This is a genomic window from Streptomyces sp. WAC 01529 (assembly GCF_003945545.1).
In the GTDB taxonomy this organism is placed as follows: domain Bacteria; phylum Actinomycetota; class Actinomycetes; order Streptomycetales; family Streptomycetaceae; genus Streptomyces; species Streptomyces anatolicus.
In genome coordinates, this window is record NZ_CP029617.1 from 2,058,091 (window position 1) to 2,070,119 (window position 12,029).

The window sequence follows — 12,029 nt, forward strand, 5'->3', positions numbered from 1 at the left end:
TGGGGGGACGGTCATGAGTGGACGCGCGCGGCTCGCGCTGTGTGCCACCACGGCGACGCTGATGGCCTCGGGCGCGCTGCTGCCGCTCGTCGATCCGGCGACGTGGTTCCTCCAGGCGGTGATCCTGCTGGCGGTGCAGAGCGGGGTGGGCGCGCTGGCCCGGCGGGTGCCGCTCGCCAGGCCGCTCACCGTGGCGGCGCAGGCGCTGGTGACGCTGCTCATGCTCACCCTGGTCTTCGCCCGCGAGCAGGCCCTCGCGGGGCTCCTGCCGGGCCCCGACGTGTTCCGGCGCTTCGGGATGCTCCTGGAGGCGGGCGGCGAGGACGTCGGGCGGTACGCGATCCCGGCGCCGCTGAGCGACGGCATCCGGCTGATGCTGGTCGGCGGCGTCCTGGTGATCGGCCTCGCGGTGGACGCGCTGGCGGTGACGTTCCGTACGGCGGCCCCCGCGGGCCTGCCGCTGCTCGCGCTGTACTCGGTCGCGGCGGGGCTCTCCGGGGACGGCGCGGGATGGCTGTGGTTCCTGCTGGCCGCCGCCGGGTATCTGCTGCTGCTCCTCGCGGAGGGGCGGGACCGGATCGCGCAGTGGGGCCGGGTGTTCGGCGGCGCGGCGCGCGCTCCGGGGCGGGTCTCCGGAGGCCTGGAGAGCAACACCGGAGTGATCGCCCCGGTCCGCACGGGGCGGCGGATCGGCGCCTTCGCGCTGGGTGTCGCCCTGGTGGTGCCGCTCGCGCTGCCGGCCCTGGACGGGGGTCTGCTGGGCGGCTCCGACGGTCCCGGCGGCAGCGGCTCGGGCGGCGGCGGGACGATCTCCGCCGTGAACCCCCTGGTCGCGCTTCAGGACAGCCTGAACCAGCCGGAGGACCGCGAGGTCCTCTCGTACCGCACGAACGCGGAGCGGACCGACGAGCTGTATCTGCGGATCGTCTCGCTCGACCAGTTCGACGGCACCACCTGGAAGACCACCGTCCGCGGCATCGAGGACGTGCCGTCACCGCTTCCCGAGCCCCAGGGACTGCTGCCCGACGTCCGCAGGACCGAGATCCAGACCAACATCACGGCCGACGGCGACTACGCGCAGAACTGGCTGCCCATGCCGTTCCCCGCGAGCCAGGTCGAGATCGGCGGCCGCTGGCGGTACGAGCCGGTGGGCCGCGCGCTCGTCGGCGACCGGGGGCAGACCACGCGCGGCGCCGAGTACCAGGTCAAGAGCCTGGTCCTGGAGCCCACGGCCGAGCAGCTGGCCACCGCGGCCGAGCCCCCCGCCGCTCTGCGACGCGAGTTCACCAAGGTGCCGGACTCCCTGCCGCAGATGGTCGCGGACACGGCCCGGCGGGTCACCAAGGGCTCGGCGAACCCCTACGAGCAGGCGGTCAAGCTCCAGGACTACTTCGCGTCGGACGGCGGCTTCACGTACAACACCCAGGTGCGGGCGGGCAGCGGTCCCGCCGCGATCGAGAAGTTCCTGCGGCAGAAGGAGGGCTTCTGCGTCCACTTCTCCTTCGCGATGGCCTCGATGGCGCGGACCCTGGGCATACCGGCGCGCGTCGCGGTCGGTTTCACGCCGGGCTCCGCGCAGGCCGACGGCACGATGTCGGTGGGGCTGCGGGACGCGCACGCGTGGCCCGAGCTGTACTTCGAAGGCGTGGGCTGGACCCGTTTCGAGCCGACCCCGAACCGCGGCACGGCCCCCGAGTACACCCGCTCCGATGTCCCCTCCGGTGACGCGGGCGACCCGGACACCCCCGAGCCCTCCCGCTCGGCGGAGCCGTCCGCGGCGCCTTCGGCGTCCGACAGCTGCCCGCCGGACATGCGCAGGCAGGGCGGGTGCGCGAGTGCCGCCCCGCAGGTCGCGGCCGGTTCGAGCGGTGGCGGGCCGCCCCTCGGGACGATCGTTCTGGTGGCCCTCGCGGCGCTGCTCGTGATCACGGTGCCGCTGCTGCCGCTGCTGTGGCGGGCCCGGGTCCACGCGGCGCGGCTGGGTTCCGGGGGGCGTGCGCCCGCGGACGCCGCGGCGCGGACGCTCGCCGCCTGGCTGGAAGTGACGGATACGGCCTGGGACCACGGCATTGAGCCGGACGAGTCACAGACCCCCCGGAAGGCCGCCGCGCGGATCGTGCGCATCGGGCAGTTGCCGACGGGTCCCGCGGAGGCCGTCCATCGGGTGGCGACCGCCGTGGAGCAGGTGCTTTACGCGCCGAATCCGCGGCTTCCCGCGACCGGGCTCTCCGAGGACGTGCGGCGGGTGAGCGAGGGGCTGCGCGCCACGTCGACCCGGTCCGCGCGGCTGCGGGCGACGCTCGCGCCGCGTTCGGCCGCACGGGTGGTGTGGGCGGTCTCGGACCGCTGGACGGCGTTCGGCGCACGCTGGAGCGAGCGGGTCGCCAAGCGGTGGACGGCACTGACCCGGAGGCTGCCGCGGCGGGCTTCGCAGGAGGGGTGAGGGGGCGGGCCTTCGGCCTGGGGCCGGGAGGCTTGAGGCGGCCGGGAGGCTTGAGACGCCAGGGCCAAGGCGCCGCGCCTTCGCCCGGACGCACGTGAGGGGTGACCGCCGACCGGCGGTCACCCCTCACGCACACTCACTTCTGCTGGGTCGGCCTTGCGGGGGCCGGGCTACTGACCACCCTGCTGTTCGTCGCGGCGGCGCTGCCACCGCTGCTCGATGCGGTCCATGACGGAACGGCGCTGTCGCGTCTGCCGACGGGCCTGGGGCCCACCCTGCGCGGCGGCCGCGCCCGTGGGCTGTTCGCCCGGCTTCGGCGCCTTGCGCCAACCGGTGACGGCAAGCACCGCACAGCCCAGCATGACGAGGAATCCCACCACGCTGATCCAGATCTGCTGGGCGACCATTCCGGCCATGAGAAGGGCGATGCCCACCAGGAAGCCGACGACCGCTTGGTAGACCCGCTTCCGGGTGTACGTACGCAGCCCGCTGCCCTCAAGCGCTGTCGCGAACTTGGGATCTTCGGCGTACAGCGCTCGCTCCATCTGCTCGAGCATGCGCTGCTCGTGCTCCGAGAGCGGCACGGAGTCCTCCTCATCGTGCAGTCGCCGGGGCGACTGGGGGTCCCCTTCAGGATAGGCAGGGAATCGCCCCCGTGAAACCCGCCCCTCTGCGCCAACTTCGCCAAACCGGACCTTCACATCGCTCCGGCTCACTAGAGCGTGCATTCCCCAGCGGCCGGACCGTCATGCAGGACGGTGTCCCTCGATCATACGGCGCCTGTAGCCCGTTCGGGGGGCCTGTGGCGTACTCCATCTGCGGCTGCGTCGCTGATCAGCAGGGCAGCCCCAGCCGAACCTCAGGCCTCGCCGGTACCGCGCGCCTCACCGAGCACGTGCAGCTGGGTGGCGACGGAGTGGAAGGCGGGCAGTTCGGCGGCGGCGGCCTCCAGCTGGAGGAGGGCCTCCATGGCACCCGGCTCGGTGTCCACGAGGACGCCGGGGACCAGGTCGGCGAAGACCCGCACGCCGTGCACCGCGTCCACCCGCACGCCTGCGGCCTCGACCAGCTCGGTGAGCTGCTCGGCGGTGAAGCGGCGCGGCACGGGGTCGCCCGCGCCCCAGCGGCCCGCCGGGTCGGCGAGCGCCGTCTGCGCCTCCTTGAAGTGGCCGGCGAGGGCGCGCGCGATGACGGCCCCGCCGAGGCCCGCGCCGAGCAGGCTGAGCACGCCGGAGGGCCGCAGCGCGTCGACGGCCAGGCGCACGCCCTCGGCCGGGTCGTCCACGTACTCCAGGACGCCGTGGCACAGGACGGCGTCGAAGCCGCCGCGCTCGACCACGTCGAAGAGGCCGAGCACATCGCCCTGGACTCCGCGCACCCGCTCGGCGACACCGGCCTCGGCGGCCCTGCGCTCCAGCGCGAACAGGGCGTTCGGGCTGGGGTCGACGACCGTGACGCGGTGGCCGAGGGCGGCGACGGGCACCGCGAAGTTGCCGCTGCCGCCTCCGGTGTCGAGTACGTCCAGCGCGGGGCGCGACTCCCGCCCCGTGACCTCGGCGCGGCGGTCCAGGGCATCCTTCAGGACGTCCCAGACCACGGCGGTACGGAGCGAGGCGCGGGGGCGGGAAGGGTCGGAGCGCACCGACGCCGTGTGCGGGCGGTGGTGGGAGACGGGCGGGCGCATCGGGTCCGACACGGCAGTTGACTCCTCGGCGCGTGGGGTTGCGATCGTCCCCACCCTATTGCCTGCCGCGCGGTGCCCCGGACGTCCGTCCCAGGGCGTGGACGCGCCGGTCAGAGCGCGTCCGGCGCTTCTCCCCGGCCCGGGCGCTCACCTCCCCCGTCCGGCCGCGCCTCTCCCCCGCCCGGCCGCGCCTGTTCCCCGTCCGGCCGCGCCTGTTCCCCGTCCGGCCGCTCCTGCCTCGGCTGGGGCAGCACGGGCTGGAGCACCAGCGTCCGCTCGACCAGGCGCAGGAACATCGCCACGTCACGGAGCAGGTCGTCGGCGTCGCGGGCGGTGGCGGCGCCCCGGATGCCCGCCTCGGCGCGGGCCCTGCGGGCGGCGCCGGAGGCGAACAGGGCGCTCCACTCGGTCAGTTCGGGGGCTATCTCGGGCAGGACTTCCCAGGCGCTGCGGATGCGCTGCCTGCGGCGCGGGCTCGTCTCGGGCCGCCCGCGCGCGGCCAGCACGGCGGCGGCGGTGCGCAGGGCGGCGAGGTGGGCGGTGGCATAGCGCTCGTTCGGAGCGTCCAGGCGGGCGGCCTCGTCGATTCCGGCGCGGGCCTGGGCGAGCAGTTCGAGGGCGGCGGGCGGGGCGGTCGCGCGGCGCAGGACGGGGTGGACATCGCTCGCCGGGCCGGCCAGTGAGGGTGCGGGGCGCACGGCGTGGTGCCGGTGCGCGGCTGCTGCGGAAGTGCTGGCCATGACGAACCTCCTGTCGTCGTGTGACGGCGCAGTGGCCGTATGTGCCCATCGTGGAGTACGGCACTGACAATCGGCTCTGACCTGCCCCTTTGCCTGGGGCGGGGGTACGGGCTTACTTTTGAACTGACTGGTCAGTACAGAAGAGAGGTCAGGGGGGACTGTGGACGGATCGACCGACGGCGTGCACGCGGCCGCCGTCACCGCCGAGGACTTCGGGCTCAAGGGGCCGCGGGGCTGGGCGTTCCGCGGCATCGACATCGACGCCGAGCCCGGGTCGCTGATCGCGCTGGAGGGCCCGTCGGGGTCGGGCCGCACCTGTCTGCTGCTCGCTCTGGCGGGACGTATGCGCGCCACCGAGGGCCACGCGTGCGTGGGGCGCTTCCGGCTGCCCAAGCAGTTGGCCGCGGTGCGCCGGATCAGCGGGCTCGGGCCCGTGCCCGGCGTCACCGATCTCGACCCGGCCCTGACCGTCGCCGAGCACCTGCACGAACGGGCGCTCCTGGAGCGGCGGTTCGGCGGACCGCTGCGGGGGCTGCTGCGGCCGCGCGACGAGCGCAGGAAGGAGACGCGGCTGCGCGTCGACACCGCGCTGGCCGCCGCCGGGCTCGACATGGAGTCGCTGCCCAAGGGCCGCCGGACCTCCGTGCGCGACCTGGAGCGGCTCGAGATCCTGCGGCTCTCCGTGGCCCTCGCGCTGATCGGCGAGCCGCTCGTGCTGGGCGTCGACGACACCGACCTCAAGCTCTCGGACCGCGAACGGGCCGAGGCCTGGGGCCTGTTGCAGTCCCTCACCGAGCGCGGGACGACCGTCGTGGCGGTGTGCGGTGAGGCGCCCGAGGGCGCGGTCGTGGTGCGCACCGGCGCCCGGGACGAGGAGACCGGGCGGGAAGAGCCCGGCACCGACGACGACACCGACGACGACAAGGAGACGGCGGATGCGCTCGCCGAAGCTGGCCGCACTTGAGCTGAGGCGCTTCGGCAGGGGGAAGCTGCCACGCGCCGCGCTCGTCGCGCTCCTGCTGCTGCCCCTGCTGTACGGCGCGCTGTACCTGTGCTCCTTCTGGGACCCGTACGGCCGGCTCGACCGCATCCCCGTGGCGCTCGTCAACGACGACAAGGGGGCCACCGCACAGGGCAAGAAGCTTCAGGCGGGCGACTCCATCGTCGACGGGCTGCACGAGAGCAAGACCTTCGAGTGGCACGAGGTGAGTGACGCCGAGGCACGCCGGGGCGTGGAGGACGGGACGTACTACCTGTCGCTCACCATGCCGTCGGACTTCAGCAAGCGCATCGCGTCGAGTTCGGGGGAGTCTCCGGAGACGGGCGCTCTGCGGGTGCGTACGAACGACGCCAACAACTACATCGTCGGGCAGATCTCGCGGACGGTCTTCTCCGAAGTGCGCAGGGCCGCGTCGACCAAAGCCTCGCGCTCCTTCCTCGACAAGATCTTCATCTCGTTCTCCGACATCCACGACAAGACCCAGAAGGCCGCCGAGGGCGCCGACCGGCTCGAAGGCGGCATCGGCAAGGCCGAGAAGGGCACCAAGGACCTCGCGAAGGGGCTGGGGGACGCCAAGAAGGGCAGCGGCGACCTGGCATCGGGCATCAAGAAGCTCCACAAGGGCGCGGGTGAACTGAAGGACGGCTCCAGGCGGGTCGCGGACGGTACGCACAAGCTCGCGGGCAAGGTGAACGGCACCGCGGACAAGGTGCGGCCCTTCCTGAAGGACAACGGCAAGACCATCGGGGACACCGCCCAGTTGGTCGCCGACTCCTCCAAGGCGATGCGCCGCAACCTCGACGACTGGGTCAGGCTCGCGCCCGGGGCCGCCAAGGACGCCGAGAAGAGCTCCAAGGTCATCGGCGACCTCTACACGAAGCGGTGCGAGAAGGCTCCGGTGCCCGACCCCGGCTGCCCCGAGTTGAAGGAGGCCAAGAAGGCCGCCGAGAACGTGTCGGCCATCGCGGACGACATGAACACCTTGATCAAGGACCAGCGGGGCGACGTCAAGAAGCTCGACAAGCACCTGGCCACCCTCCAGAAGAAGTCGCAGGCGCTCGCCGACCGCGCCCCGCACCTCGACGAGGACCTGGAGAAGGCCGTCACCCGGATCAACCAGCTCGACAAGGGCGCGGGCAAGGTCGCCGACGGCGCCAGGAAGCTGCACACGGGCCTCGGCACCGCCAAGACGGGGGCCAAGGACCTCGACTCGGGCATCGGCAAGCTGCAGACGGGCGCGAACGACCTCAAGGGCGGCATGTTCAAGCTGGCCGACGGCTCGGCGAAGCTCTCCGGCGGGCTGCACGACGGCGTCAAGAAGATCCCCGACTACGACAAGAAGGACCGCGACGAGCGCACCGACGTCATGGCCGACCCCGTGCAGCTCGCCTCCCGGTCGATGCACAAGGCGCCCAACTACGGCACGGGCTTCGCGCCCTACTTCATCCCGCTGTCCCTGTGGGTCGGCGCGATGGTGGCGTACATGGTGATCCAGCCCCTCAACCGGCGCGCGCTCGCCGCGGGCGCCTCCGCGTGGCGCATCGCGCTGGCGGGCTGGCTGCCAGTGGCAGCCCTCGGGGTCCTCCAGACGGCCGCCCTGATGTCCGTACTGCACTGGGGCCTCGGCCTCCAGATGGCCAGGGCGGCCGGCACGATCGGCTTCCTCTGCCTGGTCACGGCCTGCTTCGCGGCCATCGTGCAGTGGCTCAACGCCCGCTTCGGGGCGGCCGGGCGGATCCTCGTCCTCGCCGCGCTGATGCTCCAGCTGACGTCGGCGGGCGGCACCTATCCGGTGCAGACCAGCCCCGGCTTCTTCGGCGCGATCCACCCCTTCCTGCCGATGACCCACGTCGTCGACGCCCTCCGGAGGCTGATCACTGGCGGCGGCCTCGGCCCCGTCTGGCAGGCCTGCGCCGTCCTGACGGCGTTCACGCTGGGCGCGCTCGCGCTCACCGCGCTCTCCGCGCACCGCAAGCAGGTGTGGACCCTGGACCGGCTGCACCCGGAGCTGACCCTGTGAGCGCGACACGGCCGGGGAGCCCGGCGAGACCTGTGAGAATCAAGACCATGGACAGCAGTGCAGGCAGCACCCGCCGCGAGGCCACCCGGCAGAAGCTCTACGAGGCGGCCGTCACCCTCATCGCGGAGCAGGGTTTCTCCGCCACGACGGTCGACGAGATCGCCGAGCGGGCCGGGGTCGCGAAGGGCACCGTCTACTACAACTTCGCGAGCAAATCGGTCCTCTTCGAAGAGCTGCTGCGGCACGGCGTGGGCCTGTTGACCGCCTCCCTGAAGGAAGCGGCCGAGGCGACGGAGAAGAGCGGCGGCAGCAAGGTCGACGCCCTGGACGCGATGATCAGGGCCGGTCTCGTCTTCATCAACCGCTACCCCGCCTTCACCCAGCTGTACGTCGCCGAGCTGTGGCGCACCAACCGGGCCTGGCAGTCCACCCTCCTGGTCGTCAGGCAGCAGGCCGTCGCCGTGGTCGAGGACGTCCTGCGCGGGGGCGTGGAGAACGGCGAGCTGAGCGACGAGATCGACATCCCACTGACGGCCGCCGCGCTCGTCGGCATGGTGCTTGTGGCCGCCCTCGACTGGCAGGCCTTCCAGCCGCAGCGCTCCCTGGACGAGGTGCACGCGGCGCTCTCGCGGCTGTTGCAGGGCCGGGTGAGCGGCACGCGCGCGTAGCGCGCACGGCAGCGCGCACGACGGCGCCGGTCCGGTGCCCCCTGTTCTCCAGGCGGCACCGGACCGGCGCTTTCCTCGTGTCCCCCCGAACCCCCGTTCGCCCCCCGGGTGGTCGCCCCCCGAGTCACCCCCGTACCTCGCTCCCGCCTCGCGGCGGGAGGAGCGGCCAAGGGCGCGGCGCGGTTCCGCCGCCCCGTGTCGGCGGTACCGGCGCCGTGCCCTTCTCCGTGCCCCACACTCTGCCGTCCGCGCAGGTGGGGGCCCATCCGCGCGCGTACTCATCTCGCGATCTAGGTACACGTACTCAGGAGTGCGCGCTCATCCCCAGGCCGGCCCGCCCCGGAGTGGTTACGATCACGTCCGTGTCCGTACTCCCCCTGGTGTTCACCAGCGGCTGGGCGAGCGGGATCAACGCGTACGCCGTTGTCCTGCTGCTCGGCGTCTTCGGCGCGACCGGGATCAGCGACGAGGTCCCCGAGGCGCTTCAGCGGCCGGATGTGCTGATCGCCGCCGGTGTGCTCTTCGTCTGTGAGGCCGTCGCCGACAAGATCCCGTACGTCGACTCGGTCTGGGACTCGGTGCACACCGTGATCCGGCCGGTGTCCGGAGCCGTGGTGGGGGCGCTCCTCGCGGGGCAGAGCGGGTCCCTTCCTGACCTCGCCGCGGGGGCCGTCGGCGGGTCGACGGCGCTGGCGAGCCACGCGGTGAAGGCCGGGACGCGGATGGCGATCAACACCTCGCCCGAGCCGTTCAGCAACGTCGTGATGAGCACGGCCGAGGACCTCGGGGTCGGCGGGATCATCTCCTTCGCGATGTTCTACCCGGAGGCCGCCGCGATCATCGCGGCGGTGCTCCTGCTGCTCGGCCTGTTCGTGCTGTTCTTCCTCGTCTCGCGCATCCGCCGGTTCCTGCGGCGCAGGGCGCAGCGGCGCGAGGAGAGGCGGCTCGCGGCGCGCACGGGGCCGCCACCGCCCTGAGGCCGGGGCCGCGGCGTGACTGTCGGTGGCGGCCGATAAAGTCCCTGGCATGGCACGGATTGTGGTGATCGGCGCCGGGATGGGCGCCATGACGGCCGCCGCCCGGCTGGCCGTCGCGGGCCACCGGGTGGTGGTGTACGAGCGCGGGCGGACGTACGGCGGCTCGCTCGGCGTGGTCGAGCGTGACGGGTTCACCTTCGACACCGGCCCGGGACTCCTCCCGCTCCCCGCGGTCTACCGCGACGTGTTCGTCAAGACCGGCAAGGAGCCCCTGGAGAAGTGCGTCACGCTCTCCCAGGTGGAGCCCGCCGTGCGCCATGTCTTCGCCGACGGCACCACGACCGACCTGCCGAACGCCTCTCGCGCGGGCGTCGGCGAGGCCCTGGACGCGGCCCTCGGCGACGGCGCGGGCGCCCGCTGGGCGGCGTTCATGAACCGCGCGCGGGAGACCTGGGATCGCACCCGCCGCCCCCTCCTGGAAGAGCCCCTGTACGCGAACTGGCAGGTGCTCGGCGCCCGCGAGCCGTACCCCGCGGTGCCCCACAAGCGCCTGCTGCGCCGCGAGCGCCGCGCGGCCACGCTCGCTGAGATCGGCGCTCTCGAGCTGGGCGGCGACGCCCGCCTGTCCGCGCTCCTGGAGCAGTTCGCCCTCGCGCAGGGCCTCGATCCCCGGACGGCCCCGGCGAGCGCGGCCGTCCTGCCGTACCTGGAGCAGACCTTCGGCACCTGGTCGGTGCGGGGCGGTATGCGGGCGCTGGCCACCGCGGTGTACGAGCGGTGCCTGGCCCGTCGGGTCGAGTTCGTGTTCGATGCGGCGGTGGTCCGGATCGTCGAGAAGGACGGCCGTGCGGCGGGCGTGGAGCTGGCGGACGGTACGACGGCCGACGCGGACTTCGTGGTCGCCGGAGTGGCCCCCACCGCCCTGCGCCAAATGCTCTCCGGCGTGGACATCCGGGCGGAGGGTGACGTCCCCCCGCGTGCCGGGCTCCCCAGCCGTCTGACGGTCCTCCTCGCCCTGTCCGGCGCCCGCCCCGAGGGCACCCCGCACCGGACGGTGGTGCACTCCGCCGACCGTCAGGACGAGTTGGGCCGCCTCTTCGGGGAGCGCCCCGGACTCCCCGCCTCCCCCACGGTCACGGTGCTGCGCCCCGACGACCCGGACCTCACGCCCGACAGCGCGCACGAGGCGGTGACGCTCACGGCGACGGTGCCCGCGCACCTGGAGGTGACCCCGGCCGATGTGGAGCGGGTGATCTCCCGCGCCGAGGCCGCGGTCCCCGGGCTGCGCGAGCGCCTCCTGTGGCACGAGGTGCGCACCCCGGCCGACATCGCGGAGGCCACCGGCGCCGAGGGCGGCGCGGTCCCGGCCCCGGCGCTCGCCGCGGCCGGCGGAAAGCTCCTGCACCCGGCCAACAGCACCCGCATGCCGGGCCTGTTCGCGGTCGGCGGCTGGTCGCACCCCGGCGGCGGCCTGCCCCACGCGGGCATGTCGGGCGCGCTGGTGGCGGGGCTGATCGTCGAGGGGCCGGAGTTCCGCGGCTCGCAGTGACAGTGCCGCCCTCCGGAGAGGCTCAGCAGGGCCTCAGTAGCGGTACTGCTGCCCGTTGTGGCCGGAGTGCCCCTGACCGTCGGCGGGCCCGTCCTGGTAGGGGTACGGCTGCTCCTGCGGGAGTTCACCGCCGTAGGGCTCGTCGGTGGTGCGCTGGTGGGGCACCCAGACACCGCCGGGCGGGGTGTCGGTGTAGGCCTCGCCGAGCCCCGGCCCCCCGAGCCCCGACTCGCCGAGCCCGCCGTAGGTGTCGCCGCCGTACGGGGCGTAGCTCTGCTGATCGCTCTGCTGGTCGCCGTACGCGTCGTAGCCCTGCCCGGCGCCATAGGTCTGCGTGCCCACGTACGGATCGGAGTACGCGGCGTACTGCTGGTGCCCGGTCTCGTCGTAGCCGTAGCTCTGCTGGTCGTAGCCGGTGTAGGCCGCGGCGTCATAGCCCTGGCCGTCACCCTGATAGGTGTCGCCCGCGGCCGGCGGGGCGTACGCCGCGTCGCTGTACACGCCGTACTGCCCGGTGTCGTCGGGCAGCGGCTCCGGTGCGTAGACGCCCGGGTCGTGCGCGGGCGGCGGCGGGACCTGCTCGTACTCCAGATCGGAGACCTGGAGCGCCGGTTCCGTCACCGGCGCGGCGGCCCGCGACGGCTTCTTGCGGCGCTTGCTGAGCCCCGGCTTCCCGCCGAGCGCCCAGCCGGTGGAGAAGCCCCGGCGGAACGAGAGCGTCACATACGTCTGGCCCGTGGCGAAGGCGATGGCGCCGACCGCGATGACCCACACCGCCGGCAGCAGCACGCCGACGACGACACCGAGGAAGCCCACGAAGGCCAGCAGGCGCCAGCGCAGCCTGGCCTTGTACTGCAACAGGACCTCGCCGAGCAGCCACAGCGCGACGAACCCGAACGCGATGTAGAGGACCGTCCAGCCCACGTACGCCCCTCTCCCCTACGGCCG

The 12,029-nt window shown here is 73.4% G+C and carries 10 protein-coding genes; 6 read left to right on the forward strand and 4 right to left on the reverse strand.

Annotated elements, in window-relative coordinates; all coding sequences use genetic code 11:
- Positions 1–13: 13 nt before the first annotated feature.
- Complete coding sequence (locus tag DMA15_RS09310) at positions 14–2,443, forward strand: DUF3488 and transglutaminase-like domain-containing protein (protein ID WP_125512308.1); 2,430 nt, start codon at positions 14–16, stop codon at positions 2,441–2,443.
- 170 nt (positions 2,444–2,613) lie between these two features.
- Here the strand turns inward: DMA15_RS09310 and DMA15_RS09315 are convergent, their stop codons facing one another.
- From DMA15_RS09315 to DMA15_RS09325, 3 genes are all read right to left on the reverse strand, one after another.
- Complete coding sequence (locus DMA15_RS09315; protein ID WP_125512309.1) at positions 2,614–3,027, reverse strand: DUF3040 domain-containing protein; 414 nt, start codon at positions 3,025–3,027, stop codon at positions 2,614–2,616.
- 275 nt (positions 3,028–3,302) lie between these two features.
- Entirely contained in the window at positions 3,303–4,139 is an 837-nt protein-coding gene (locus DMA15_RS09320) for a methyltransferase (protein WP_164551713.1), read from the reverse strand.
- Positions 4,140–4,237: 98 nt separating this feature from the next.
- Positions 4,238–4,867, reverse strand: coding sequence for an SAV_6107 family HEPN domain-containing protein (locus DMA15_RS09325; RefSeq protein ID WP_125512310.1), 630 nt, complete (start codon positions 4,865–4,867; stop codon positions 4,238–4,240).
- 160 nt (positions 4,868–5,027) lie between these two features.
- Between DMA15_RS09325 and DMA15_RS09330 the strand changes: the two genes are divergently transcribed.
- From DMA15_RS09330 to DMA15_RS09350, 5 genes are all read left to right on the forward strand, one after another.
- Complete coding sequence (locus DMA15_RS09330; protein WP_240659725.1) at positions 5,028–5,831, forward strand: ATP-binding cassette domain-containing protein; 804 nt, start codon at positions 5,028–5,030, stop codon at positions 5,829–5,831.
- The gene (locus DMA15_RS09335) at positions 5,803–7,887 is read left to right on the forward strand and encodes a YhgE/Pip domain-containing protein (RefSeq protein ID WP_125512311.1); all 2,085 of its coding nucleotides are present in this window, start codon (positions 5,803–5,805) and stop codon (positions 7,885–7,887) included. The genes DMA15_RS09330 and DMA15_RS09335 overlap by 29 nt, the downstream gene beginning before the upstream one ends.
- A 47-nt stretch (positions 7,888–7,934) precedes the next feature.
- The gene (locus DMA15_RS09340; protein ID WP_125512312.1) at positions 7,935–8,555 is read left to right on the forward strand and encodes a TetR/AcrR family transcriptional regulator; all 621 of its coding nucleotides are present in this window, start codon (positions 7,935–7,937) and stop codon (positions 8,553–8,555) included.
- A 362-nt stretch (positions 8,556–8,917) separates the two neighbouring features.
- Positions 8,918–9,532 carry a DUF4126 domain-containing protein gene (locus tag DMA15_RS09345; RefSeq protein WP_125512313.1) on the forward strand — a complete coding sequence of 205 codons (615 nt, stop codon included), beginning with the start codon at positions 8,918–8,920 and terminating at the stop codon, positions 9,530–9,532.
- Between the two features lie 49 nt (positions 9,533–9,581).
- The gene (locus DMA15_RS09350; protein WP_125512314.1) at positions 9,582–11,081 is read left to right on the forward strand and encodes an NAD(P)/FAD-dependent oxidoreductase; all 1,500 of its coding nucleotides are present in this window, start codon (positions 9,582–9,584) and stop codon (positions 11,079–11,081) included.
- Positions 11,082–11,114: 33 nt separating this feature from the next.
- On the opposite strand, the gene DMA15_RS09355 is transcribed toward DMA15_RS09350, so the two are convergent.
- Positions 11,115–12,005 (reverse strand): hypothetical protein, encoded by an 891-nt coding sequence (locus DMA15_RS09355; RefSeq protein ID WP_125512315.1) that lies wholly within the window; start codon positions 12,003–12,005, stop codon positions 11,115–11,117.
- Positions 12,006–12,029 lie beyond the last annotated feature (24 nt).